The sequence below is a fragment of the Nonlabens sp. MIC269 genome (assembly GCF_001430865.1).
In the GTDB taxonomy this organism is placed as follows: Bacteria; Bacteroidota; Bacteroidia; order Flavobacteriales; family Flavobacteriaceae; genus Nonlabens; species Nonlabens tegetincola.
Genome location: NZ_CP011373.1, coordinates 228,071 through 253,445, shown reverse-complemented (window position 1 = coordinate 253,445; position 25,375 = coordinate 228,071). Strand labels below are relative to the sequence as shown.

23 protein-coding genes are annotated in these 25,375 nt (G+C 34.3%); 9 read left to right on the top strand and 14 right to left on the bottom strand.

Features of this window, described 5'->3' with window-relative positions; translation table 11 throughout:
• Nucleotides 1-151 precede the first annotated feature (151 nt).
• From AAT17_RS01215 to AAT17_RS01200, 4 genes are read left to right on the top strand one after another with little or no spacing between them, the layout of a single operon-like run.
• The gene (locus AAT17_RS01215; RefSeq protein ID WP_172792939.1) at nucleotides 152-1,480 is read left to right on the top strand and encodes a histidine kinase; all 1,329 of its coding nucleotides are present in this window, start codon (nucleotides 152-154) and stop codon (nucleotides 1,478-1,480) included.
• A 2-nt stretch (nucleotides 1,481-1,482) separates the two neighbouring features.
• A complete protein-coding gene (locus AAT17_RS01210) occupies nucleotides 1,483-1,776 on the top strand; it encodes a 2TM domain-containing protein (protein WP_042278710.1) in 294 nt (97 codons plus the stop codon).
• A 4-nt stretch (nucleotides 1,777-1,780) separates the two neighbouring features.
• Nucleotides 1,781-2,068, top strand: coding sequence for a 2TM domain-containing protein (locus AAT17_RS01205; protein WP_060522549.1), 288 nt, complete (start codon nucleotides 1,781-1,783; stop codon nucleotides 2,066-2,068).
• Entirely contained in the window at nucleotides 2,064-2,852 is a 789-nt protein-coding gene (locus AAT17_RS01200) for a LytTR family DNA-binding domain-containing protein (RefSeq protein ID WP_152557412.1), read from the top strand. The genes AAT17_RS01205 and AAT17_RS01200 overlap by 5 nt, the downstream gene beginning before the upstream one ends.
• A 43-nt stretch (nucleotides 2,853-2,895) precedes the next feature.
• On the opposite strand, the gene AAT17_RS01195 is transcribed toward AAT17_RS01200, so the two are convergent.
• Nucleotides 2,896-3,384 carry a YdeI/OmpD-associated family protein gene (locus tag AAT17_RS01195; protein ID WP_060522548.1) on the bottom strand — a complete coding sequence of 163 codons (489 nt, stop codon included), beginning with the start codon at nucleotides 3,382-3,384 and terminating at the stop codon, nucleotides 2,896-2,898.
• A 3-nt stretch (nucleotides 3,385-3,387) separates the two neighbouring features.
• Complete coding sequence (locus AAT17_RS01190; protein ID WP_060522547.1) at nucleotides 3,388-4,599, bottom strand: bifunctional alpha/beta hydrolase/OsmC family protein; 1,212 nt, start codon at nucleotides 4,597-4,599, stop codon at nucleotides 3,388-3,390.
• 77 nt (nucleotides 4,600-4,676) lie between these two features.
• Here AAT17_RS01190 and AAT17_RS01185 point away from each other — a divergent pair, with 77 nt between their 5' ends.
• Nucleotides 4,677-5,198: a phosphoglycerate mutase family protein gene (locus AAT17_RS01185; RefSeq protein ID WP_060522546.1), complete on the top strand. Its 522-nt coding sequence runs from the start codon at nucleotides 4,677-4,679 to the stop codon at nucleotides 5,196-5,198.
• A gap of 3 nt (nucleotides 5,199-5,201) precedes the next feature.
• Nucleotides 5,202-5,414, top strand: coding sequence for a VF530 family DNA-binding protein (locus tag AAT17_RS01180; protein WP_042278719.1), 213 nt, complete (start codon nucleotides 5,202-5,204; stop codon nucleotides 5,412-5,414).
• A gap of 14 nt (nucleotides 5,415-5,428) precedes the next feature.
• Here the strand turns inward: AAT17_RS01180 and AAT17_RS01175 are convergent, their stop codons facing one another.
• From AAT17_RS01175 to prfB, 4 genes are all read right to left on the bottom strand, one after another.
• Nucleotides 5,429-5,710, bottom strand: a complete 282-nt coding sequence (locus AAT17_RS01175) for a hypothetical protein (RefSeq protein ID WP_157539190.1) — start codon at nucleotides 5,708-5,710, stop codon at nucleotides 5,429-5,431.
• Between the two features lie 110 nt (nucleotides 5,711-5,820).
• On the bottom strand, nucleotides 5,821-6,309 hold the full coding sequence (locus AAT17_RS01170) for a hypothetical protein (protein WP_060522544.1): 489 nt from the start codon (nucleotides 6,307-6,309) through the stop codon (nucleotides 5,821-5,823).
• A gap of 76 nt (nucleotides 6,310-6,385) precedes the next feature.
• Entirely contained in the window at nucleotides 6,386-8,830 is a 2,445-nt protein-coding gene (locus tag AAT17_RS01165) for an outer membrane beta-barrel family protein (RefSeq protein WP_082586870.1), read from the bottom strand.
• A gap of 83 nt (nucleotides 8,831-8,913) precedes the next feature.
• On the bottom strand, nucleotides 8,914-10,020 hold the full coding sequence (gene prfB / locus AAT17_RS01160; protein ID WP_060522543.1) for a peptide chain release factor 2: 1,107 nt from the start codon (nucleotides 10,018-10,020) through the stop codon (nucleotides 8,914-8,916).
• Nucleotides 10,021-10,168: 148 nt separating this feature from the next.
• Between prfB and AAT17_RS01155 the strand changes: the two genes are divergently transcribed.
• Both AAT17_RS01155 and AAT17_RS01150 read left to right on the top strand, forming a co-directional pair.
• Nucleotides 10,169-11,188: a low specificity L-threonine aldolase gene (locus tag AAT17_RS01155; protein WP_060522542.1), complete on the top strand. Its 1,020-nt coding sequence runs from the start codon at nucleotides 10,169-10,171 to the stop codon at nucleotides 11,186-11,188.
• Nucleotides 11,189-11,325: 137 nt separating this feature from the next.
• Nucleotides 11,326-12,432: an OmpA family protein gene (locus tag AAT17_RS01150; RefSeq protein WP_042278724.1), complete on the top strand. Its 1,107-nt coding sequence runs from the start codon at nucleotides 11,326-11,328 to the stop codon at nucleotides 12,430-12,432.
• A 49-nt stretch (nucleotides 12,433-12,481) separates the two neighbouring features.
• Here AAT17_RS01150 and AAT17_RS01145 read toward each other — a convergent pair whose 3' ends face one another.
• The 4 genes from AAT17_RS01145 to AAT17_RS13435 all read right to left on the bottom strand — a co-directional run bounded on the left by AAT17_RS01145 (nucleotide 12,482) and on the right by AAT17_RS13435 (nucleotide 16,053).
• Nucleotides 12,482-13,426: an alpha/beta hydrolase gene (locus AAT17_RS01145; RefSeq protein WP_060522541.1), complete on the bottom strand. Its 945-nt coding sequence runs from the start codon at nucleotides 13,424-13,426 to the stop codon at nucleotides 12,482-12,484.
• Nucleotides 13,398-14,021: a response regulator transcription factor gene (locus AAT17_RS01140; RefSeq protein ID WP_060522540.1), complete on the bottom strand. Its 624-nt coding sequence runs from the start codon at nucleotides 14,019-14,021 to the stop codon at nucleotides 13,398-13,400. Before AAT17_RS01140 ends, AAT17_RS01145 begins: the two co-directional genes overlap by 29 nt.
• A complete protein-coding gene (locus AAT17_RS01135) occupies nucleotides 14,021-15,781 on the bottom strand; it encodes an ATP-binding protein (RefSeq protein WP_060522539.1) in 1,761 nt (586 codons plus the stop codon). Before AAT17_RS01135 ends, AAT17_RS01140 begins: the two co-directional genes overlap by 1 nt.
• A gap of 86 nt (nucleotides 15,782-15,867) precedes the next feature.
• Nucleotides 15,868-16,053, bottom strand: a complete 186-nt coding sequence (locus AAT17_RS13435) for a hypothetical protein (RefSeq protein WP_042278770.1) — start codon at nucleotides 16,051-16,053, stop codon at nucleotides 15,868-15,870.
• A gap of 71 nt (nucleotides 16,054-16,124) precedes the next feature.
• Between AAT17_RS13435 and AAT17_RS01125 the strand changes: the two genes are divergently transcribed.
• Nucleotides 16,125-16,508: a nucleoside triphosphate pyrophosphohydrolase family protein gene (locus AAT17_RS01125; RefSeq protein WP_060522538.1), complete on the top strand. Its 384-nt coding sequence runs from the start codon at nucleotides 16,125-16,127 to the stop codon at nucleotides 16,506-16,508.
• 58 nt (nucleotides 16,509-16,566) lie between these two features.
• Here the strand turns inward: AAT17_RS01125 and AAT17_RS13510 are convergent, their stop codons facing one another.
• The 4 genes from AAT17_RS13510 to AAT17_RS01105 all read right to left on the bottom strand — a co-directional run bounded on the left by AAT17_RS13510 (nucleotide 16,567) and on the right by AAT17_RS01105 (nucleotide 25,332).
• Nucleotides 16,567-21,312: a T9SS type B sorting domain-containing protein gene (locus tag AAT17_RS13510; RefSeq protein ID WP_060522537.1), complete on the bottom strand. Its 4,746-nt coding sequence runs from the start codon at nucleotides 21,310-21,312 to the stop codon at nucleotides 16,567-16,569.
• A 136-nt stretch (nucleotides 21,313-21,448) separates the two neighbouring features.
• Nucleotides 21,449-22,159, bottom strand: coding sequence for an SAM-dependent methyltransferase (locus AAT17_RS01115; RefSeq protein ID WP_060522536.1), 711 nt, complete (start codon nucleotides 22,157-22,159; stop codon nucleotides 21,449-21,451).
• Nucleotides 22,156-23,475 carry an exonuclease domain-containing protein gene (locus AAT17_RS01110; protein ID WP_060522535.1) on the bottom strand — a complete coding sequence of 440 codons (1,320 nt, stop codon included), beginning with the start codon at nucleotides 23,473-23,475 and terminating at the stop codon, nucleotides 22,156-22,158. Before AAT17_RS01110 ends, AAT17_RS01115 begins: the two co-directional genes overlap by 4 nt.
• 78 nt (nucleotides 23,476-23,553) lie before the next feature.
• Nucleotides 23,554-25,332: a long-chain fatty acid--CoA ligase gene (locus AAT17_RS01105; protein ID WP_060522534.1), complete on the bottom strand. Its 1,779-nt coding sequence runs from the start codon at nucleotides 25,330-25,332 to the stop codon at nucleotides 23,554-23,556.
• Between the last annotated feature and the right edge of the window lie 43 nt (nucleotides 25,333-25,375).

The window sequence follows — 25,375 nt, the reverse complement described above, 5'->3', positions numbered from 1 at the left end:
AAGGTCATTTTACCTTGTAAAGGTACTAGCTACATTTCAGTCCACCTATTTTACAATTCGGTAACCTCTATTTTAAACTCATGTAGTTTGAATAGATATTTGTCACAGCTTTAAAGGAAAGACTTACTTTTAAGCTAGAAAAAAAGAACTCATGACCTTAAAAAAGTTTTTTAAATATTTTATTTATAGCATTTTACTTGCTTTTATTATCTTATTAATAAACGCATACGCTCGTGGTTATTTCTTCAACTTTCAAGAAGAAGCAATCAACTTTGGAATTAATTTCATGTTCACTGTAGTATTAACAGCTGTGAATCAATGGTGGTTTAATTTCATATCAAAGTACTATGATTGGGAAACTCATACAGTAGGAAGATTGATTTTTGGTGCACTAGGTTCCATCATACTAACTATGATAGCCTTGTTTGTATGTTACATTATTGTGGTACTAGGATTTTATCAAAAGTCCTTAGAGTTCTTCTGGGCAAATCAAAGTGCCGAGTATTATTGGTTGGGCCTCATAATTACGGTGATTGTGAGTTTGATTTACCACGCAGTTTATTTCTATAGACTATCATTAAATAAAAAGGTAAAGGAGCAGAAGGTAATAGCGCGTAGTGCCACAGCACAGTTCGATGCTCTTAAAAGTCAACTGGATCCACACTTTTTATTTAATAGTTTGAACGTTCTAGTTTCATTGATCGAGGAAAACCCCAAAGCAGCAACAAAATTTACAACGTCATTATCCAAGGTGTATAGATATGTACTAGAACAGCGTAACAAAGAATTGGTAACAATTAATGAGGAATTACAATTTGCACGTACTTATGTGAATCTTCTTAAAACTAGGTTTGAGAATAGTATCGAAGTAATTATACCCAATGAAGCGAGCAATCCAGATGCACAGGTTGTGCCTCTATCTCTTCAATTACTACTAGAAAATGCAGTTAAGCACAACGTGGTTAGTGATACAAAACCACTTTTAATTGAGATTTTTGAAGATGGAGATATGCTTGCCATCAAAAATAATCTACAACCTAAACAAGTAGTAAAGCGCAGCAGTGGTGTAGGTCTTAATAATATAGCTTCTAGGTATGCCTTATTGAGCAACCGTAAAATGAGTATCGATAAACAGGATGATAACTTTAGGGTAAACATACCTATAATAACTGAAAAAGAAACAATTATGAATACAGTAGAAAACACAAGTGTCGAAGATATTAAACTAGTCAAGGCAAAAAGTAGAGTTGCCGATATAAAAGGACTTTACGATAATGCTTTTAGAAGCGCAGCCATTTTAATCTTCCTGTGTGCGGTAAACTATTTTACAAGTGATTTTCCTTGGATCATATTTCCTACCGTTGGGATGAGTATTGGATTAATTTACAATTATGCCAATGTTTACGATTATAAAATACCACTAGGTAAAGAGTGGGAAAATCGAAAAATCGAACAATTAATGAACGATAAAAACTTTTAATTATGAAACCACAAGAAACATATGAAGAACGCTACAAAAGGGCAAAAGAAAGAGTAGGAGAGATCCGTGGATTTTATTCTCACAGTGTGGTCTACATACTAGTAAATATAGGAATAGCGGGATTAAATTACTATCAGAATCAATGGGAATTTCCTTGGTTTTTGTTCACTCTTGGTGGATGGGGAATAGGATTAATTGCACATGCATTTGCTATTTTTGGCACTAATCCATTTACAGGTAAAAAATGGGAAGAGCGCAAAATTCAAGAAATTATGGAAAAAGAACTTAACTCATAACAAAATGGAATCATTTACAACCCAAGAAGAGGCTCGTCAGAAAGCCGTAAAAAGAGTAAAAGAACTCAAAGGTTTCTACAACCATCTTATTTCATTTATGTTGGTTAATGGTGGTATTGCATTGCTAGTATGGTATTTTGGTGGTTCAATGGCATTTTTTATTTGGACCGTGACAATTTGGTGGGGTTTAGGACTGCTTATTCACGCTTTAAATACTTTTAAACTAAATCCATTTTTTGGTAAAAAATGGGAAGAGAAAAAAATCAAAGAATTATTAGAAAATGAGCATTAAAACCATAATAATAGAAGACGAAAAACCTGCTGCTCGTAGATTACAACGCATGTTGCACGAACTAGGTGTTGAGGTTATGACCATGTTACATTCTGTAGAAGAAGCTGTTAACTACTTTCACAACAACAGTTCTCCAGATTTAATTTTTCTTGACATTCAATTAAGTGATGGATTATCTTTTGAAATCTTTGATGAGGTTCAATTGGATAGCGCCATTATATTCACAACTGCCTATGATGAATATGCCTTGCAGGCATTTAAACATAACAGTGTAGATTATCTTCTTAAACCTTTAGATGAAGATGACTTACAAGCTGCAATAAATAAGTTTGAATTACGCTTTCGCGAAAGCGGAAACTCATCATCCCAATCACCTCAAAATAGCCTAAGTAATATAGACTTTTCTCGCATAGCCCAAATGTTGGGTAACCCTATTGATAAGAATTATAAGAAACGATATACAGCTAAAGTAGGAGAACATTTAAAACTGTTTCATGTTGATGATATTCAATTGTTCTTTTCTGAAAATAAAGGAACTTATGTCAATCTCTCTAATGGGCGCAATTACCTAATAGATAATAAATTAGAGTCTGTAAGTAATGAGCTTGATCCTGAACAGTTTTATCGTATTTCTAGACAAGCTATTATCAATATAAACGCTATAAAGGATATGATTTCATACACAAATTCACGTTTAAAGGTGAAAATTGATTCTTTTAATGAATTTGACCTTATCGTGAGTCGAGAGCGAGTAAAGGATTTTAAAAATTGGATGAATCAGTAAGACTTACAATAACAAAAACTAAGATTGTAACGACTACCGATTTTTAGATTAACTTTTCAAATTTATAAGGATCTCGATTTCCTATTTTTAAATTTTCCATAGCGTTTAAAGCAATATCCACCCTTTTTTGTTCTCCTTTTGCATTGTAAACCATAAAAATTATGTTGCGTTGTTTACCAGGTGTAAGTGTTTCAAAAATTTCATAAGCCTCAAAATCACTCAATAATACGGCTTCCAGCTCTTCGGTCATGGGAGCTTGATATTTGCTAGTGTCTTCTTGCATTTTTACCTTAACCGTGTCTCCTTGATCAACATCGAGTAATTTACGGTTTGCTTTGGAAAACATGAGGTATACAGTCCCATGCTTTTTTGAAATGCCAGCGTGTAATTTTAACTCCTTATTATTGGAAGTAATGGTTGCAACTACGCGTTTTATTTTATCTACTGCTAATTGATCGGCAATGTCCTCAGGAATTAGGATAGCTCCCATAAAGCCATCTGTTCCTAGAGTTGCTTCAAATTCAAAAACCATCTATTATAATCTATTTGTGATTACTTGTGTCTCACTGTGCAAGGTACGATGTACGGGACATTTATCTGCAATTTGTAACAAACGGTCAATTTGTTTTTCATCTAAGTCCCCAGTGATTTTTATACCTCTTTTAAAGGTGTCAATCTTGGCAGATTTTTCCTCACAGTGTTCACAATCAGCTGCGTGTTCTTTACTATATGAAACATGACATTCAACATGATCTAGTGGCCATTGCTTGCGCCTAGCATACATGTGCAAAGTCATCACCGTACATGCAGCAAGACCAGATGATACCAGTTCATAAGGTGTAGGCCCAAAGTTATTGCCACCTACACTCAAAGGTTCGTCTGCTTTGATGTAGTGATCGCCTGCCTTAATAGAAGTAGTGTAGTCATCACCAGCTTTTAAACTTGCAACAATTTCATGTTCGGATTTGAGTGATTGTTTTTCAGGAATGTTTAGATATCGCAAGGCCCATGCTGCGATTACTCTTCCTGTATAACTGCTATCTTTTTTGTTCATGAGTAGATGGTGAGCACCGTCTAGACTAATGAAGCTTTTAGGATGCCAGGCATTGACATATAATTTTTCTGCATGTTTAATACTTACATAATCGTCCTGAGGACTGTGCATGATGAGCACAGGTTTACGTAAATTTTGTAGTACCTGAGTGAGATGATTTTCATTGAGACTCTTTACAAAATCGCTGGATATTGTAAATTCTCTTCCTGCTAATTGAACTTTTGCATTTCCTTTTGATTCAATTTCTTCCACTTTATCAGCAAATAAATGCTTCACATGTTTAACATCACTAGGAGTACCTATAGTTGCTACAGCTTTTATAGAGTTCGCTTTCGCGGAAGCAAAAATCGCAGCAGCACCACCCAAGCTATGTCCAATAAGAAGTGAAGGCGCTTGATAGTGCTCTTCTAAATACGCTACGGCAGCCAGTAAGTCGTCAACATTACTGGAAAATGTCGTATCAGCAAAATCACCGTGAGAAGCTCCTAGACCGGTAAAATCAAATCGTAACACACCAAATCCTTGTGAGGTTAGTTCTCTCGAAATAATACGCACTGGAGTAAGATCCTTACTACACGTAAAACAGTGAGCAAATATTACAAAATTATGGGGTTTTTGAGAACTGGGTAATTCGACTATCCCAGTGAGTTTGTATCCAGTAGGACTATCAAAAGTTATGGTAGTAGCTTTCATATCTTTAAAAATACCAACTTTCTATTACAGGCTTAAAAACTTAACGTAATATTGTGAACGGAAAAAGACTTGAAATTATGAAATTGAAATCTCTTTGGGTGGTTGTTATTATGATCATTATGAGTTCTTGTGGTAATACTAGTAAGCAAGAAGATAATAAGTTAACCACTTTTTATTTTATTAGGCACGCTGAAAAAGTCAAGGATCAAGGTAATGATCCAGAACTTACACCGAGCGGTATTTCAAGAGCAAATCAATGGGTGAACTATTTCTTCTTAAAAGATGTTGATAGAATATTATCCAGTGATTTTAAGAGAACTAGGCAGACTGCGGCACCACTAGCTAAATCAAAGAAACTAACCATAGAAATTTATGATGTAAGATCTTTGAATGGTGATAGCTTATTAAATAAATACAAAGGAGAGACTGTTGTGTTATATGGCCATAGCAACACTATAAATTCGTATACCAATGACTTACAATCAGATAGTATTTATAAGGAATTAGACGAGAAAGATTACGATCATTTTTTTAAAGTACAAATCGATAATAACGGTAAATCAAGGGCACAAAAGCTAGCCATGGATTTTATTGAATAACTTATGGAGCAACCTAATAATCCCTTACATGGTGTTAAACTAGCAGATATTCTAGAAAAACTAGTAAATCATTATGGCTGGTACGAGCTAGGTGGTTTAATACGCATTAATTGCTTTAATACAAATCCGTCTATTAAATCTAGTTTGAAGTTCTTAAGGCGCACACCATGGGCTCGTGAAAAGGTGGAGCAACTCTATTTAGATACTTTTCACTAGAATTGATTATATGTTTAATGTGTATTAAACGTACGGATTAAAAAGATCACAAAGGAGCTTATTATAGCTGCTATTATTATAAAAAATAGAATACCTTTAAGAAGGTTATAATTATTCTGACTTCTTATTCTAGAAGCTATTTCATTAAGGTCTTTTTTATCAATTGGTTTAGTTGCTATTTTAGCGTTCAGCCTTGATTTAGTCTTGCCTAAAGGTGAATTATCAAATCTTGATTTTTTCTCACGTTTGTTATTTTTTAAAGATAGCTGCATTGCAGAAAAGGAACTATGTTTCATAACGTGAGTTTTGTTATATGTAGCTTTTAAGCTTTAATTGTTACTTTGATAGGTATAAAAAAACCTCAGAATAAAATCCTGAGGTTTAAGTTTTTTTATTGAAGTACGGTTTAAAACTGATAGCGAATACCTAACGCAACATCAAAATCATTTCCATCCCTAAAATCACCAAAATAAAATTCTGGTCTTACATCTAATGAAAGTATAAGAGGAATATCAAAGTTATATTCAATTCCTACCTGTCCACCTACAAATAATGAGGTTTCACTATCGTCAAAGCGATCACGTCCTGGAAAATCATCATCAAGATCTATAAATGCAATTCCTGCACCTGGTCCTGCGTACCAATTAAAACCGCCATCGATATTCCAAACCCAGTGGTAAATACCACTAGCCTTGAATCCATCAAAATTGTTTCCTGATTCAATACCCAAATCAATTTCTAAACGGTTGTTTCCTCCTAAGTAACGTTGATAGGATATTTCAGTACCAAAACCATCACCATCACCAGCTCTAATTCCTATAGCATTGTTTGAGATTTCTTGTGCACTAATTAGACCACTTACTAGTAATCCAAAAAATAAAAATATTCTTTTCATGTTTATTGTTTTAACAAAAATCTTATTAAATCAATTAATTTATGGATATAAAAAGTTAATATTCTTAAATGTATTGTTAACCTTCAAATTCTATATCATCACCGCCATCGTTGTTGAAGTTATTACGATCACGTCTTTTTTGTTCATTAAATCTGTAAACAAAGGTGACAATAAATTGACGCTCACGCCATTGGAATTCACTTTCTGAAATAAAATTTGGAGTAGTAACAGTTCCTTGTCTACGACGACTGTTTAATAAATCACTTACACTAGCTGTAATAGAGGCTCTTTCATCCCAAATGTCTGTACTTGCAGCAAGGTTTATAGTTACAATACCATCGTTAGTTCCTTGAGCATTTTCACTTGCTCCACGATAGTTAATTCTATTTTGAAGGTCTATTTTTCCAGGTAATGTGAATTTTTGATTCAATCTGGCAAAATATGTGGTGTTATTAAAATCAAAACTTTGTCCGTTGAAATCTCCATCTGTCTCAACATTGAATACATTAAAATCAGAATTAATGGTCCACCATTTAAATGGTCTGTATGTTAGAGTGAGTTCGTATCCTAATCGATCTTGAGTAGAAAGGTTTACAGGAGTTCTTCTAATTATAGGATCTCCATTGTCTGTAAGCTCTCCAGTTTCTTCTTGAATAAATTCCCAATTGTCTTCACTACGATTAAAATAGACAGCTGTACTCAATGTAACTTTATTCCATTTTCTTAGGTAGGTAAGTTCTAAACTATTTGCAAAACTAGGATCAAGATCTACATTACCCTGGAAGATATTTGACTCGCTACTACGACTAGGAAAGGGGTTTAAAAATCTTCCTCTAGGTCGTCTTACTCTTCGGTTATATCCCAAAGTTATATTCTCTCCATCTCTAAACTCGAAACCTAAGTTTAAAGTAGGGAATAGGCTTCCGTAATTTTTTTCTGAAGTTACATTAGTTGTTTCTTGAAAAATATCAACATCTGTTATTTCATATCGCAACCCAGCTAGTAATGAAAATTTAGTCCATTTATGCCCGTATTGCGAGTAAAAGGCATTAACTAATTCCTCATATTGGAATGTATTATTTAAACCTGGATCTGGCACTAAGGGAGAATCTGGCGTAGTAAAGTCTAGTCTTTCAGCAAAAAATAAAGAAGTCGTAATATCCCTATAGTTTCCTCTATAACCAGCCTCAAAATTGGTGTTTTCACCAATTGGAAGCTCATAATCTATTTGTAATAAAGCGTTTTGTTCTTCTGTTTCTTGATCTTGAAATTCAACATCATTAATCGTACTTGTGGTAGTTTCTTGTTCAATAATGTTAGCGATTTCCTCTTCAATTTCGCCACCATATTGAAAACTTATAGAAAGCTTTTGACCATCCTCATCAAGATCATTTAAATAATCTAGTGTGAACTGATAATCATCCTCATTTTCACCTTCCATTTCTCGTCGCAGTGTAGCCTCATTCAAATTTCTATTAATATCAAATCTATCTATGGTATTAGTAGTTACATCGTCATCATTACCATAGCGATAAACAAAGTTTGCAACAATATTACTGTTGTCATTTATATTATATCGAGCTCCTAAACTGGTAAAGAAATTACGTCCTAGTCTATCGAAATCTCTACGCTCATCCACAAACCTGTTGGCAGCATCAGGAGAAAAGAATTCTGTACTAGAGCTAGCATTTCCTGGAGTTGTTCTATAGCGCCATCCGGTATTTGTGAAAAAGTTCCAGTCGCCAGTGCGATAATTTCCATTAAAAGATACTCCTAATCGTTCTGGAACACCTGATTCTAATTGTAAATTTCCATTGAAACCTTCCAATGATTTTTTTCTTAAGATAATGTTTAAAATACCAGCGGTACCTTCTGCATCGTATCTAGCACTAGGCGAGGTGATTACCTCAATTTTTTCGATAGCCTCTGCTGGAATTTGTCTTAACGCCTCGGCGCCATTTAAACCGACTAGAGCACTAGGCCTACCATCTATAAAAATGGTTACGTTTTCATTACCACGTAAAGCGACATTTCCTTCTACGTCTACACTTACACTAGGTACATTATCTAATACATCACTAGCAGAACCACCTCTTACAGTAAGGTCACTACCTATATTATAAATCTTTTTGTCTAGTCGTATGTCTACGGTTGTTTTTTCGGCAATTACCACTGCAGCATCCAATTGTGCCACATCTACCACCATTTCCATGGTGCCAAAATCTTTGTCATTTTTAATGACAACATTTTGCTTCTCTATCGTTTTGAAGGTAATGTAATCCCATTTTACGGTATAGGTACCTGGACTTACTTTAAATTCATAGTTACCATCTAGATCTGTAACACCACCTTGAGCAGGAACATTTGGATCATTGCTTATGAAAGATATGGTAGCAAATTCCAATGGAGCTTTAGTGTTAAGGTCGACAAGAGTTCCTTTTATAGTATATTTTACTTCTTGTTTTTGAGCAATCGCAAATGATCCTATCAAGATCATTAATAACGTTAAGGTCTTTTTCATTTTTAGGTTTACAACTTTTGTGCAATGTATATCATGATAAGTTGACAAAAGCCTAAACTTAGGTTAAAGGAATATCAAATTATTTATAATTCGTCACTAGGTTTCTCCTGACCTTGGCTCATTAGAAAAGCTTTTAAAAAAGCATCAATATCACCATTAAGTACAGCATCGGTATTTCCTGTTTCTTCATTAGTTCGTACATCCTTTACCAGTTTATAAGGATGTAAAACATAATTACGTATTTGAGAACCCCATTCAATTTTCATTTTACCAGCTTCAATTTCATCTCTGGCAGCATTACGTTTTTGTAATTCAATTTCAAAAAGCTGTGATTTCAGCATTTGCATGGCTTTTTCTCGATTTTCTAACTGTGAACGAGTTTCAGAATTGTGAATAACAATTCCAGTAGGATGGTGAGTTAGAATGGCTTTGGTTTCTACCTTGTTTACATTTTGACCACCGGCACCGCTACTTCTTGCAAAATCCCAAGAAATATCAGCAGGATTAATATCTATTTCGATAGAGTCATCAGCCAGTGGATATACATAAACTGATACAAATGAAGTATGTCGTTTTGCATTACTATCAAAAGGAGATATGCGTACCAATCTATGAACACCATTTTCTCCTTTTAACCATCCAAAGCTATAATCACCATCAATTTCAAGAGTAACTGTTTTTACACCAGCAACATCACCAGCTTGAAAATTTAACTCCTTAACCTTGAAGCCATGTTTTTCTGCCCACATCATGTACATGCGCATGAGCATCTCTGCCCAATCACAAGATTCTGTTCCACCAGCACCAGCAGTTATTTGAAGTACTGCACTCATGTCATCACCTTCATTGGATAACATATTTTTAAATTCAAGATTTTCAACTAATGAGGTTGCTTCATCAAACTTTTGTTGTACATCTTGTTCGGTCGCATCGTCCTCCTTAAAAAATTCATACAATACGTCCAGATCTTCTACTAGTGTAACCGCTTGTTTATAATCTGTGGTCCATTGTTTTTTATTACGTAACTGTTTCATAATAACTTCAGCCTCTTTCGGATTGTTCCAAAAGTCAGGAGAAAACGTTTTCTCTTCAAGATTTGTGATCTCGATTTGCTTTGCTTCAATTTGTAAGTAGGATTTTAGATCTTTTACTCGATTCTCAAGATCTTTAATCTGTTCTGTAGTTACCATAAAAATTTATTGGACTCGCAAAAATAAAATTTTAAATATTAAGGGTACTATTATCCACAATATATAAATGATAGTGTTTTTAGTATTCGCTTTCGCGAAAGCGTAATCCCACTTAGTATCTTTACATTTTTAATGTAATAAATAGAACATGATAGATTTACGTAGTGATACCGTTACCAAACCTACAAAAGGAATGCTAGAAGCTATGATGAGTGCCGATGTAGGTGATGATGTATACAAAGAAGACCCTACGGCAATAAAACTAGAAAACCGCATTGCCGAAATGTTTGGTATGGACGAGGCATTGTATTTTCCTACTGGTAGTATGGCAAACCAAGCTGCAATCAAATTACACACGCAACCTGGCGAGCAGCTTATATGCGATAAGTATGCACATGTTTATCATTATGAAGGTGGTGGCGTTTCCTTTAATAGTGGAGTAAGTTGTAAGTTATTGGATGGTGATAGAGGAAAGATCACCGCTTCACAAGTAGAAGCAGCAATTAATCCTCCGGATTTTTATCATAGTCCTCTTACGACCTTAGTAACTCTTGAAAATACAACTAATAAAGGCGGTGGTGCTTGTTATGATTTAAATAACATTAAAGAAATTAAAGAAGTTTGCAATAAACATGGGTTAGGTCTTCATCTTGATGGGGCTAGATTGTGGAATGCTCTAGTTGCTACTGGTCAAGACCCTAAAGAATATGGCCAATTATTTGATACTATATCTGTTTGTTTAAGCAAAGGATTGGGCGCACCTATGGGCACGGTACTTTGTGGTAAATCTTCATTGATGAAAAATGCAATGCGAGTGCGCAAGGTGTTAGGCGGTGGTATGAGACAAATAGGCTATATGTGTGCTGCTGGATTATATGCTGTTGAAAATCATATTGATCGATTAAAAGAAGATCATCATAAAGCGCAAGAGCTTAAAGAAGTCTTGCAAAAAATGTCATTTGTTAAAAAAGTTGAGCCTGTAGAAACTAATATCATCATTTTTGAAGTAAAAGATCAAAATGAATTTATGACATTTTGTAATGCAAAAAAAATGACAATTAGTAACATGGGTGAAGGTAAAATGAGATTTGTTACTCATTATGACTACGATTCTTTACAACATCGTGAAGTAATTAACAATTTGATTGAATTTAATTCAATTAGTTAATCTTAAATATCGTGTATTTCACCGATAATTTTTGTCTTTTAACTAATGTAAAGTTTTTTTATTCTTAAATTTATGTTATAATAACCTGTAAATGGGACTTTTGTATCTCATTATTTAATTATCAAATTTCAATCAAAATGAAAAAATTATTACTATCAGTAGTAGCAATGGCGGCTGTAACAGCAGTTACCGCTCAGGATCTTCCTACAAATCCAGAGCCAGGTAAGTGTTATGTACGTTGTACCACGCCAGATGTTTACGAAAACGAAGAAGTTAGTATCCAGTCGACTCCTGCTTATAAGAAGTTACGAGTTGTTCCTGCTACTTATGAAACTGTTACAGAACGTGTTCTTGTAAAAGAAGCTTCAAAAAAATTACGTGTGATACCTGCAACTTATAAAACTGAGACTAGATCTTATGTTAAGAAGCAAGCAGGTTCTACTATCTCAATTGTTCCAGCTAGTTTTGGAAAGTCAACAGAGACTATCGAGATTAAACCTGCATATGCACAGTGGGAAATGAGTTCAGTACCACCAGCAGAATGTACATCTTCTAATCCAGACGATTGTCGTTACTGGTGTTATAAAGGTTACCCAGCAGAATACCAAACTGTATCTGTAACTACTCTTACAAACGACGCTTCTTTTAATAGAACAGCTGTACCAGAGCAAATGGGAACTTACACTGTACGTGTGGTTGATCAACCAGCTAGAGTAGAGGAAATTGAAATTCCTGCAGAATATGCAAATATCACAAAGACAATCCTTAAGTCTGATGCTTCTACAACTGAAGAAACAGTACCATCTACTTCTAAAACAATTACAAGAGAAGTATTAAAGCAAAAAGGTGGTCTTACTGTATGGAGTGAGGTTGACTGTAAGCTTGTAGAATATAACGGTCTTCAAATCAACTGGAGATTAGGAAGTGCTACATTAACTGATGCTGATAAAGCTGAAATCGATGCTAAATTACTTTCTACTCTTAACAATACTCCAGGATCAAAAGTAGAGATCGCTTCTCACACTGACTCTAGAGGTTCTAAAACTTCTAACCAGGCTTTATCTGAAAGACGTGCACAAGCAGTTGCTAATTACCTTATCTCAAAAGGTATCAACGCTTCTCGTATTGTAGCAAATGGATATGGTGAGTCAAGATTAAAGAACAGATGTGCAGATGGTGTATCTTGTACTGAGCGTGAGCACAGAGCAAACCGTCGTACTGAATTCCGTTTAATCAATAACTAAGATTAAACCTTAATACATTAAAAAGCCTGACTTTGTAGTCAGGCTTTTTTTATTTTAATAAAAATTTTAAAGGGATTTCCATTCTTCTTTTCCAATTTACAGAATCCTCTATGAAGTTTTTATATTCAAACGAAAGGAGATTATCATCAGAATATCCTTTTTGCTTAAACTCCTTAAGGACTCTATTATGATTGCTTTTGTAATGGCTATCGGTCTTTAATGAATTGTGATCAAAATAGAACTTACTTGATGATGGGCTAGGAATAGATTTTGGTAATGTTTCAACAAACGCGTCTCCTAAAATCGGAACATTCCAATAGGGTTCAAAGCAAGCAGCATTGCCAAAAATATCAGGATGCTTAATTGCTGCATACAAACTGAGTAAAGCGCCCATTTCATTTCCCATGATGATAGAGTCCTCTTTATTTGATGAAACTTGAAAATTCTTTATAATAAAAGGGCTTAACTCGTTTACTAAAAAATCTAAATATTCATCACTGTATAATTCATTATATCCTGTTTGTTTTTTTAATTCTGCTTTCGCGAAAGCGGAATTTAGAAGAGACTTAGGTTGCTCAGGCATATATTCATTAAATCTTTTGTTACCAGAACTCCAAATTGCCACTACGATAGTTGGTGAGATGGAATTAGTAGCTTGTAGAGATCTAATTTGATTTCTAAAATTTAGGGATTTATTAAATGAAATAGTATCATTTTGAAATAGGTGTTCACCATCTTGGATATACAACACTTTATACAAAGTTTCTTTTTTAGGATACTGAGCTGGAAGTAATATTTCAATTCTCCTATCAGAAACGAATTTGGAATTAAATTTGGGAATGGTTACTATTGTATCGCTGCTTGTTCTGATATTCTCATAATGAGGTGTGAGTTGCTTACTTTCATAGGTGTTTGATGGTGAAGGATTATTAACGCAACTTATAAGAAGTACAAGAAGGGAACCACTAATAATGGCCGTGCTCCTGAATTGCATATTGAAGTAATTCACCTTTACCATGGAGATCTAATTTTTGCATCATATTTTTACGATGTTTAATGATCGTACTTACAGCAGTACCTCTGAAGTCGGCAATTTCTTGGTTGGTTTTACCTTGTGCTACTAGCTTAAGAATTTCCTTTTCACTACGAGATAACAACTGTTTACGTGAGGAGAATAACTTCAAATCCTTGATATTGAATTTAAGTTCGTTATCATAGTAATTTTTACCATCTGCTATTGTAAAAATTGCTTTTTTTAACTCGGTAAGTGGACTACTTTTAAGCATGTAGCCGTCAACTCCAGCGTCAATCATATCTCTAACTGCACCTTCATTTTCAAACATACTTAGGGCGAGAACTTTTGTTCTTGGGTATTCTTTTTTAATTCGTTGACACAGTTCAACACCATTCATTTCTGGCATGCTTATGTCTGTTAGAATTACTTCAGGCCTCATGTGTTCAAGTTTTAAAAGCATTTCCTTGCCATTAGGAACTGTGAACATTACCTTGATGTCGTTATCTTGTTCTAAAAATAATTTGAGACCATCGCTTAGGGAAACATGATCTTCTGCAATTGCAATATGAATCATTATTTAAGGGGTATTTCTATCATTATAGTACTACCTTTTCCTGGTGCACTGTCAACTTCAAACGAACCATTCATGTTCTCAATTTTACGAGCTATGCTGTGTAGACCTATTCCATCTGTTTTATAATTAGGGTCGTAATTAAACCCTATACCATCGTCTTCAATGATAAGATCTAATTTATCTTGATAGCTTGTTATATTAATCGAGGCATTATTAGCCTGTGCGTGCTTAATAATGTTATTTAGTAATTCTTGAATAATTCTAAACAAGTTCAATTCTTTAGAATTAGATATAGGAGTAGATAGTTCATTACTCACTACTTCGACATTGGTTTGCCCTGCTTGATTAATTTTGTCGCAAAGATCTTCTAATGTATCTACCAGTCCAGATTCACCTAAGACACGACTATTTTGGGTATGGGAAATAGTTCTTACCTTAGAGTAGGTTTCACCTATAATATTCAAGGCATTGGTAAGTAAGGTTTGCGCGCTTTCTTCTTTAACGTTTGATTGAACCGATTCAATATACATTTTTACTGTGGTAAGTGAGCTCCCTAAATCATCGTGTAAATCTGATGCTATTTTTTTGCGCTCTTGTTCTTGACCGGCAATCATGGCGTCAATACTCGCAAGTTCTTGATCTTTACGTAATTTTTCCGCCTTCTCTTTTTCAGCAAGTTCTCTTGCTTCTAATACCTTCTTTTGTTTATAAGCATAAAGTATAAAAAATCCAGCTCCTGCTATTATGATTCCTAAAACTATAGAAAGTACATAAAGACTATTTTCAGCTTTTAATTTACCTGCTTTTAATAAAGCATTTTCCTTTTCCTTTTCTGCTGTTGCGTATTTAGTCTGTAAATCTGCAATGGTACCTGCTTGACTTTCTTCTCCAACAGAGTCTTTTAAAATTAAATAACTTTGATAGTATTCAGCAGCTTCTTTATATTTCTTATTAGCATATAAAATTTCAGCTTTGTTTCTTTTAATAAGAGCGTCCATTCCTACATTTTTGTAGTTTTTTAAATAAAGTTCAGAAATATTTATGGACTTAAGTGCTTCAGCGTTTCTTTCAAGTTCAAGTTGAACTTTTGCCATATTATTATACCGTTCCAGCATTGCGAATGAATCCTTAGCTTTCTCGTAGTATTCTATATTCTTTTTAAAGTAAAAAAGGGTTGAGTCAAAATCATTATTGTAATAATGAATGGTGCCTATAATATTTTCAATATTAATTTTCTCTCTTTCTAATTTCGCTTTTACCGCTATACTTTTCATCTGATAACTTAATTGAAGAGCATCAATAAAGTCTTCTTTTACAATGCTTTTATAGCATTGATTGTAAATACAATCTATAATTAATTTAGGTTGATTTAATTCGTAGGCAATCTTACAGTTTTCTTCGTCAAGAGCTTCAGCACTAGTACTAAATTCTGAAACCGTATTGGCAACTTTTTGAAGGTAATGATTTACAGTATAGATATTTCTTAAGGAAACATTTTCCTTATATTCTTTTGCTTTTAATAACGCTTTATAAGATTCAACAAATTTATCCTCTTGAAAAAACACCATTCCTTTGATTAAAAGAAATTTTACCTTGGAAGAATCATTTAATTTCTCAAAGTCTCTTAACTTCAATTGTTGCTCAACGTTAACTGCTTTTCCTTGATCTATATAGCTTATTATACTATCTAATGGGATTTCTTGAGAATAAGTCCAAAACGAAATTGTAAGGAATAAAATTGAAGTAATAAAATTGCGCATTTGATGGATAGTTGTATTACAAATATACAAGTTATTAAGCAGCTATTTTTTACAGTAAAATTATCAAGAAGATAGATTTACAAGTCTTATTTAAGACCGTATTTTATTAATAGGAGTAACACAAAAAATCCTATAAACCCTATTAATACCCAAAATACACCACGATAATTTTTTTTGTGTAGTTTTTTATCCTTCCTGTACATAATACTTATTATAATCACAAATGCAATAAAAAAAAGAAGTGCAAAAATTAATTGTCCGGTAGAGAACATAGGATCTTTTTGTAATAATATTGGGTACATCTGAAGTATTTTTTCAAATTTACAATCCTAAAAACTAATAAATGAAAAAACAATTAGAAAGCGTATATAAATTTCATGATTCATTTGGACTAGGAATCAAAAATTCACCAATCGCCGATATTTCTAGCAGGAGAATTAAACTAAGGTATGAACTTATGAAAGAAGAAAATGAAGAGTACCTTGAAGCGGCTCAAAATAATGACGTAGTTGAAGTAGCAGATGCACTAGGAGATATGTTGTACATACTTTGTGGAACTATTATAGAACACGGCATGCAAGATATAATAACTAATGTCTTTGATGAAATCCAAAGTTCTAATATGTCAAAACTGGGTTCTGATGGAAAACCTATTTATAGAGAAGATGGTAAAGTATTAAAAGGACCTAATTATTTCAAACCAAATATTAAACAGTTTTTAAAGTAGAATAAAAAAAGCGCCTTATTATTTATAAGGCGCTTTTACAATTTATTAATTAATAAAGTTATCTCTTCAGAGCAAAGTGTCCTCTAAAACTTCTTCCGTCACTTAATTCAACCATATACCAATAATCACTAGAAGGCATAGGGTTACCATTATAAGTTCCATCCCAACCAGCACCTGTAGGACTTATTTGTTTTAATAACTTACCATACCTATCAAAGATATAAATGTTTGCATCTGGCACAGTTTCAATAGCAGTTACTTGCCATGTATCGTGATATCCGTCAGAATTAGGAGTGAAATAAGGTGGTCCACCTATAATAACGGCATCTTGAGAAACCGTTCCACACCCATTTTTATCTTTTACATAAACGGTATAAAATCCTGGAACTAGATTATTAAATCGTGGCGAATCTTGATATACAAAGTTATCCAAACTAAATTCATAATCTCCTGGACCAGTAACTATCGCTTCAAGTGTATTTGTATTTACTTCAAATTGGTTGACAGCAATTCTTTCTATAGTTGCTATATCAGATTCAATTACTCTAATCGTTGCTGTGGTATCACAACCATTGCTATTTGTTACCGTTACTGTATAGTCATCTTGTGAATTTACTGTTATTGTTTGTGTAGTTTCACCAGTTGACCATAAATAACTTGAATAACCAGGACCTGCATCTAGAACTTCATTAATTCCTGCACAAATGGTTATAGGACCTTGATTATTAATGTCAGGTCTTTCAAATACTTCAATTTCAAAGAAGGAAACATCGTAACAATCAGGGTTATTTCTGTTTTGAATTCTAGCATAAATTGTTTGAGCTCTTGATGTATTGGTATATGGCACGGGAAGAGCATTGCTATTTGAATCCGCATCAGCCTGATTTAAGTGATAAGTTATTTCAAAATCAGAAGCTGATTGACCGTTTAATACTGCACCATCTTGTTGCGAGAAATCAAAATCTTCAAAACCATCATTAGAAGGATCATCACAACCCACTATATCAGGAGCAAAACCAGCAGTTGGTTGTTCGCTTACTGTCAATGTAAAGCTCGTGAAATCCGCACAAACTGGATTAGCTACAGCTTCAATTCTAACGTATACTGTTTCCGGATTTGTAACATTATTATAAATCACAGGCAAAGCATTACTGTTATTATCCGCATCATTTTGTGTAGGATGGTAAGTAATGGTAAAATCTGATGGGTTTTGGTTACCTAAGACTTGACTATCTGCCATTGATAAATCAAAAGATTCGGTATCATCATTTGTAGGATCATCACATTGAACCATATCATTCACCGCATTTGCAGTTGGAGTAGGGGCAATAACAAAATTAAAACTGGTTGTAGTATAACAACTATTGTTATTTACATTATCAATTCTAACAAATATTCTAGGTGTAGAAGCACTTACAGAATAAGGACTTGAAAGTGGACTAGCGTCATTATCAGCGTCTGCTTGAGAAGCGTGATAGGAAACTACAAAGTCTGATGCTGATTGACCAGTTAATATGGTAGAATCAAATTGACTAAGATCCACATCTTCAACACCATCATTGGAAGGGTCATCACATACTATTATATCAGCTTGAACACCTGCTTGCGGAGTTGTGTCCACAAATAAATTGATACTTACTGTATCATAACAGCTCGTGTTAGAATTAGTCTGTATTCTTCCTATTATAGTTGATGTTCCAGAGGTATACATGGTAGGTAATGCTGTTGCTCCGCCAACAGTTCCTAGATCAGCATCTGATTGATTAGCAAAATACTCAATGGTGAAATCTGCGGCGTTTTGAGTATCTAAAATTTGAGAATCTAGAGTACTTAAATCAAAAGTTTCCTGACCGTCGTTTGAAACATCATCACACAATCTATAATCTGCTACCGAATTTGCAATAGCTTGTTCATTTAAAATTATAGTTATAGGTGCTGTAGCAGCACAACTTTCATTATTTAAATTATCAACACGAACGACCAGATTTGTTGTTCCTAAACTTACTTGATATGGACTTGTCAACGGGTTTGAGTCATTATCTGCATCAGTTTGATTGGCATGATAAGTAACTACAAAATTAGTAGAAGTTTGACCGTTCAATACATCATTATCAAATTGTACAGTTAAATCCACATTTTCAACTCCGTCATTACTAGTATCATCACACAAGTCTAAAGTAGCAGGAGTATTGGCTAAAGGAAGTTCATCTACAATTAAATCAAAAGTAGTAGTGTCAAAACAATTTGTATTGTTAATATTTTCAATTCTTACATACATGGTTTGCCCTGCACTACTATAATTTAAGGAAACAGGCGTTGCTCCACCAGCTGAACCTAAATCTGCATCGGCCTGTGAAACAAAAAATTCAACATTGAAATCTGCAGCGGTTTGTGATCCTAATACTTCCGAAATTTTTGTATTTAAGTCAAATACTTCTGAACCATTATTAGAAATGTCATCACACAGTCTGAATTCTGTTACTGTATTAGCAACTGCTTGAGTATCTAAGAATAAGTTTATAGATGTTGTATCGTAACAGTCAGTGAAATTGGTGTTTTCGATTCTAACATATATAGTAGTATTTCCTGTTAAAGCAAATGGACTTGTTTGAGGAGAATTATTTGTATCGGCATCAGATTGATTTAAGTGATAGGTAATAGCGCTATCTGAAGCATTTTGACTGCCTAAAACTGTTGCGTCAAAATCGGTTAAAAGAATATCTTCCGTACCGTCATTACCATTATCGCAAAATCTTTGATCAGGTACAGGATTAGCTACTTTTGAATCGTATACATTTAATGTAATATCAATAGTATCAACACCTTGGCAAGCAGTTCCAGGATCAGTAACAGCTCTTACATAAACAACTTCTGAGGTTGGTGTAGCATTTACATAGCTAGTAAAATTGGTTATCGCATTAGTACCATTATTAGCATCATTTGATGTTGGGTGGTACGTTACTTGAGCACCACCAGCACTTCCACCTGGAAATACCTGAGAATCGGAAGTTGTAAGATCAAATGTCTCAAAACCATCATTATCTGCATCACACAAATTTAATACCGCTGGTGACAAAGTAATACCACCTGCCTGTGATACTATAACGTCAAAAGTATCGGTAACAAAACAGTCAATCGACGCAGGCGGATTTGTGTTATTAGAAATTCTTGCGTAAACAGTAGTTGTACCTAATGGAAACAGGTATGGACTATTAATAGATCCTACATTATTGTCGGCATTATTTTGAGTTAGAAAGTATGAGATAGTAAAATCGGTGGTACTTTGAGTACCATAAATAAAAGGATCTATAACGGTTACGAGGTCTAATGGTTCGTCACCACTACCATCAGAATCACACAATCGTTGTACTGGAACTGGATTTATGATCGGATTTTCGTAAACATTTATAACTTGAGTAGCTGTAGCAGTGTAGAAGCCGCTAGTTACCGTTAAAGAAACAGTGTAGACTCCAGGTCCAGCATATAAATGTGTTGGGTTTAATTGAGTACTTGTATTTCCATCTCCAAAATCCCAAAGAACGGTTGCTGTTGCACAAAGTCCACTAGCAGAACTATTAAATTGTATCGTACTACCATCACAATAGTCCGTTTGATTTCCATTATTACCGCCTCCAGAGCCATTATTAGCATCTTGTGCGAGGAATGAAGGTTCAAAAAATGAAGTGATAAATGGTGGTAATCCTTCTCTAGATTGCATAGGCGTAGCCAAAGCCACACCATCGTCAACATAGCCTGCAGCACCACCTAGTAAATTAGGACTTCTTATTACACCTAACCATGGTTGACAAGTACGTGCATGATAGATCATACCGTCAATACCTAATTGTAAAGCTCCACGACCAGAATTATTAGTTGCATTTGTAGGAATTACATTAGGTCTACTATTCCACATGGCACCACCATTAATTTCATACTGTAGAATTTCTCTGGTGTTCCCAGTTCCACATCCATTACCAGTATCTTGGGTATTTCCATTTAAGTATACTAGTTGAGAATTTGGAGAAAACTCAGTACCATAATATCTTGAAGTGGTTCCAGTAGTGTTAGTAAGAGGTATAGGATTGGATACAACTCCAGTAGCGTTATCAAAGTCAGCTAGATAAGCCGTTCCAGCGTTCCCTATTGAGGTATTTGATACTTTTGATGCATCAGGTGATAATCTAATATAACCACGAGCATCACTCATTGCAGTTGTTGGTAATGGTGAGTCAACACCTTGGGCAGCAAGTATAATTCCACCACCTGCAGGATAAGCACTATAAGTTCCATTTCCATCAAAAGTAAGAATCCAATAAAAAGTTTGAGAATCGTTGTAAGCTGCTGTAACTTTTTCCTGAGTACTTGCTTGTATTAATAAATCCCTTCTTCCTGCTACTACATCTCCTAATCCACTATTAAGGGACATATCTACGATACTATATCGCAATCCTGCACCAGAACTAATAGTAATTACAAAATACCTGACTGTGGACCCTAAATCGGGAATGATAATGGCAGACTGAGCACTAGACGAATTACCGGATAATCCGGTTCCATTAGGCATAGCATTACCATTTCTATCCCAAACTGTTGTTCCGTCTGAATACATTAATAAGTTACCACATTCATCTGATATGGTACTACAACCTTCAAATGTATTCAAGGAACCAGTTGGACCAGGAAGAGGTGCTCCACTATTAAAATCTAAACTTGCGTTTTGTCCGAAGAACCACCACGATGCCTCTCCTTGAGAATACATCGACAGAGGTGTCAATAAAATTAGAAAGAGTAAGAGTTTTTTCATTTTCGTCATTGATTAATCTACGCAAAGTAAGATTTTTTTATGACTTCAATGATATTATGTTAAGACCACCTTAAAATATATGATAAGTATTTGTTAATTAAATGTTTATGCTTTCGCGAAAGCGGAATAAAAAATGTTATGCATGTATAATAAATAGGGCTGGACGTTTATGAATATCTGGAATATTTTGCTTCCATTTTTTTACTGAAAAGGTTCTAATATATTCAGTTGGTAGGGTGATATCGCATGCTATGCACAAACGTGTTTCTGGATGTAATGTGGTTAATAATTCTTCAATTAACTTATTATTGCGATAAGGCGTTTCAATTAAGGCTTGAGATTGATTTTCTCGTAAACTTAATGACTCTAATTGTTTAATTCTTTTTCGACGATCATGCTTATCAATAGGTAGGTAGCCATTAAACGCAAAACTTTGTCCGTTCATACCACTAGACATCATTGCCATAAGGATGGAACTAGGTCCTACCAGAGGTTGCACTCTTATTCCTTGTTCATGTGCCATTGCTACAACCTGTGAACCTGGATCTGCAACACCAGGAACACCAGCCTCGCTCATAAGACCTACATGTGTACCTTCATGACATGGTTTAAGAAAAGTAGGTAATTCACTAGGTTCGGTAAATTTATTAAGTGTTGAAAGTTGCAGGCTAGGTTGTGATTTTCCTGGGTGAATGCTTTTTATAAAGCGTCTAGCACTTTTTTCATTTTCTACTATATAATGATCAACTACCTCAATTACCTTTTTTACAGATATAGGTAATACCTCAAGAGGATTAATTTCACCTAGTGTTACAGGGATGAGAAACAACCTACCTTTTTCCATCATACTAATTTGTATTTATATATGTTTTTTCTTGTCTTGATATATTGATGTACCATGTTAAGAAAAATTCCTTTATCATCATTTAAAGGAATTAAAAGCTTGTTTAAAATTTCACTATTGGTTACCTGATATTTAAGATCGATATAGGCATAACCTTGAATCTTATTGTTGGAAATTTTAAGTACTGCGTGTTCTGTTGCTGTGCGACCTCTTAATTTAAGAATATAGGATCCATTCATGAAGTTAAATTCTTCTAATAATTCATCTATACTCTTACCGTTTTTTAAGTGTTCAATATCTGCCAATTGTTGTAACAATTCGTTATTGCCTATATAATCATCGGGAGATTGACAAGAGTTACTAAATAACCACTTAAGAAAATTAATAGCCTTTTTATCGCTTCTAAAAAATATTAAACCATCTCTAGAAGGAAGAGCTATTTTATTAATTTGAATTCGATTGTCTTTATAATTAAGTACAGATTTTAAATGTATAGCTTTTCGCTTACGAACAAATTTCGGTCTTTGAGCCTTAATTTCTATGTATTCTTTTATTTCAGCAATTAAAAGGCTTCCTGTTTGTTCATAGGATACTCGATGAATTTTCTTAGTTAAGTTTGCTGCCCACTTTGCTTGTGAGGTTACAACTTGTCTAAGTTTTTTCTTCATATTTCTGCTTTTGGAAATATAAAGAGATTGATTTTTTTCATTAAAAAGATAAAGGACACCTGTAGTCGCAGGTACTGAGTCCAAAAATTCTTGAAGGCCTTTTTTTACACTCTTTTGTGTTAATTGTTTTTGAAAGCTATTTATAATTTTTTTTCCTGTATCTTTTTCAAGAAGAATCTTAAACAACTTTACTGTTGCTGCCGCATCACCTGTTGCTCGATGTCTCGAAGGAATTGGAATGCCCAATGATTTACAAAGTTTTCCTAGGTTGTAACTTTCTTCATCAGGAAGTAATTCTTGAGCTACTTGAACCGTGCAAATGCTTTCTCTTTGATAATCATAACCTAGGCTAGAGAACTCCTGGACTAGCATGCGGTAATCAAACTCAGCATTGTGAGCAACTATGACACAACCTTCGGTAATTTCAATAATTCTTTTTGCAACCTCAAAAAATTTTGGAGCTTTGATTAACATCTTATTGTTTATACCTGTAAGTTGAACTACAAACGGTTGAATGGGTTTTTCCGGATTTACCAGGCTAGCAAATTGATCCACTATTTCATGTCCATCAAATTTATATATAGCGATTTCGGTGATTCCTTCATCACCATAATTACCACCGGTAGTTTCTATATCTAGTATTGCGTACAATTAATTATTTTATTTGGTGAAACTACATAAAAAATGCCGTGATTATACACGGCATTAAAAAAGGTTATACAAAGGATATTAAATTTTTGGTCCGTAAATCTTATCATATAGATCCTGATACCTTGCTTTAATATTTCTTCTTTTCAATTTTAGGGTAGGAGTGAGTTGTTCATTATCGATAGACCATACTTCTGGAGTAAGTTCAAATCGCTTTATGCGTTCCCATTTTCCAAATTGTTCATTATAATGATCAACTTCTCTTTGATATCTGTCAATTACTCGATCTAGGGCACATAATTCTTCGTAAGAATTGTATTTAAGTTCTTTACGCTCTGCCCATTCTTCAAGAAATTCAAAATTAGGTTGAATAAAGGCTGCTGGCATTTTTTCTCCTTCACCAATTACCATGATTTGTTCTACAAAACGACTTTGTTTAAGAACATTTTCAATTACTTGTGGAGCAACATACTTACCACCTGATGTTTTAAACATCTCTTTCTTTCTATCCGTAATTCTTAAGAATCCTTCTTGGTCAATTTCACCTATGTCTCCTGTATGAAAGTAACCATCTTTATCAATAGCTTCGGCGGTTTTTTCTGGATCCTTATAATACCCCATCATACGTTGTGGACCATTAATTATTATTTCACCATCTTCGGCGATTTTAACATCGGTTTCCTTTAATGGTTTTCCTACCGTACCTATTTTAAATCCGTTATTACGCATGTCATTTACAGCAATAACTGGACTAGTTTCAGTTAGACCATATCCTTCCATTACTGGTACACCTGCTGCGTTGAACACACGTGCAAGTCTCGGTTGAAGAGCAGCGCTACCACTAGCTATGGCTTGTAGATTGCCTCCTAATGCTTCTTGCCATTTTGAGAAAATCAATTTACGCGCTAGTTTGAGTTTTTGTTCATACCACCAGCCATTACGTCCATATGGTTCCCACTTTAATCCAAGTTCTACAGCCCAGAAGAATAATTTCTTTTTAATGCCGGTAAGATCTGTTCCTTTGGCGATAATTTTATCGTATACTTTTTCGAGTAATCGAGGTACCGCACTCATTACATCGGGTTGCACTTCTTTTAGATTGTCCGATATAGCTTCAATAGACTCCGCAAAATAAATACCACCACCTACATAGGTATACATGTATAATAACATGCGTTCATAAATGTGACAGACAGGTAAAAAGCTTAATGCTTTACCTTTTCCTTCAACAATAGGTAGTCGATCTCTAGAAAAGATAGCGTTGCTACTAATATTTTTGTGAGATAGCATTACACCTTTAGGTCTACCGGTTGTTCCAGAAGTATAAATAAGAGTTGCTAGGTCATCTTCCTTAATGGCAGCCATGCGATCCTCTAATTCTTTTTGGTTACTGTCGTCTTTACCTAATTCTAATACTTCTCTCCAGCTTTTACAGCCTTTGATATCATTATAAGAATAAACTTCCTGCAATGATGGAACCTTGTTTCTTATTGCTTGAACCTTATCATATACCTCTTGATCAGATACGAAAACAAATTTTGCCTCACTATGATTAAGAACATATGCGTAATCCTCTTCTGATATAGTAGGATAAATAGGTACATCTTGGGCACCTGTTTGCATAACTCCTATATCAGTGATGTTCCATTCTGTTCTATTGTTTGTTGATATAATACCAACTTTATCGTCCTTTTGAAGTCCCAATCGCATTAATCCACGTGATAGGGCACAGGCTTGATTAATATATTCTTGTGTAGAGGTTTTTTCCCATATTCCATTCTGTTTAGTAACTAGAGCATCTTCTCTAGGATAATTCTTTAATTGGTAATATGGAAAGTCAAATAATCGTTTGATTTGCATGAATTATTTTTTTCGGACGCTAAATATAATACTAGTATTATAA

Excerpts from the sequence above, each read along its gene's own strand:
- AAT17_RS01125 (WP_060522538.1), top strand. The coding sequence starts at position 16,125 with ATGAAAAAACAATTAGAAAGCGTATATAAATTTCATGATTCATTTGGA.
- AAT17_RS01105 (WP_060522534.1), bottom strand. The coding sequence starts at position 25,332 with ATGCAAATCAAACGATTATTTGACTTTCCATATTACCAATTAAAGAAT.
- AAT17_RS01165 (WP_082586870.1), bottom strand. The coding sequence starts at position 8,830 with ATGAAAAAGACCTTAACGTTATTAATGATCTTGATAGGATCATTTGCG.
- AAT17_RS01195 (WP_060522548.1), bottom strand. The coding sequence starts at position 3,384 with ATGGTTTTTGAATTTGAAGCAACTCTAGGAACAGATGGCTTTATGGGA.
- AAT17_RS01145 (WP_060522541.1), bottom strand. The coding sequence starts at position 13,426 with ATGCAATTCAGGAGCACGGCCATTATTAGTGGTTCCCTTCTTGTACTT.
- AAT17_RS01215 (WP_172792939.1), top strand. The coding sequence starts at position 152 with ATGACCTTAAAAAAGTTTTTTAAATATTTTATTTATAGCATTTTACTT.
- prfB (WP_060522543.1), bottom strand. The coding sequence starts at position 10,020 with ATGGTAACTACAGAACAGATTAAAGATCTTGAGAATCGAGTAAAAGAT.
- AAT17_RS01205 (WP_060522549.1), top strand. The coding sequence starts at position 1,781 with ATGGAATCATTTACAACCCAAGAAGAGGCTCGTCAGAAAGCCGTAAAA.
- AAT17_RS01185 (WP_060522546.1), top strand. The coding sequence starts at position 4,677 with ATGAAATTGAAATCTCTTTGGGTGGTTGTTATTATGATCATTATGAGT.
- AAT17_RS01210 (WP_042278710.1), top strand. The coding sequence starts at position 1,483 with ATGAAACCACAAGAAACATATGAAGAACGCTACAAAAGGGCAAAAGAA.
- AAT17_RS13510 (WP_060522537.1), bottom strand. The coding sequence starts at position 21,312 with ATGAAAAAACTCTTACTCTTTCTAATTTTATTGACACCTCTGTCGATG.
- AAT17_RS01175 (WP_157539190.1), bottom strand. The coding sequence starts at position 5,710 with ATGAAACATAGTTCCTTTTCTGCAATGCAGCTATCTTTAAAAAATAAC.
- AAT17_RS01180 (WP_042278719.1), top strand. The coding sequence starts at position 5,202 with ATGGAGCAACCTAATAATCCCTTACATGGTGTTAAACTAGCAGATATT.
- AAT17_RS01170 (WP_060522544.1), bottom strand. The coding sequence starts at position 6,309 with ATGAAAAGAATATTTTTATTTTTTGGATTACTAGTAAGTGGTCTAATT.
- AAT17_RS13435 (WP_042278770.1), bottom strand. The coding sequence starts at position 16,053 with ATGTTCTCTACCGGACAATTAATTTTTGCACTTCTTTTTTTTATTGCA.
- AAT17_RS01135 (WP_060522539.1), bottom strand. The coding sequence starts at position 15,781 with ATGCGCAATTTTATTACTTCAATTTTATTCCTTACAATTTCGTTTTGG.
- AAT17_RS01190 (WP_060522547.1), bottom strand. The coding sequence starts at position 4,599 with ATGAAAGCTACTACCATAACTTTTGATAGTCCTACTGGATACAAACTC.
- AAT17_RS01155 (WP_060522542.1), top strand. The coding sequence starts at position 10,169 with ATGATAGATTTACGTAGTGATACCGTTACCAAACCTACAAAAGGAATG.
- AAT17_RS01115 (WP_060522536.1), bottom strand. The coding sequence starts at position 22,159 with ATGATGGAAAAAGGTAGGTTGTTTCTCATCCCTGTAACACTAGGTGAA.
- AAT17_RS01150 (WP_042278724.1), top strand. The coding sequence starts at position 11,326 with ATGAAAAAATTATTACTATCAGTAGTAGCAATGGCGGCTGTAACAGCA.
- AAT17_RS01140 (WP_060522540.1), bottom strand. The coding sequence starts at position 14,021 with ATGATTCATATTGCAATTGCAGAAGATCATGTTTCCCTAAGCGATGGT.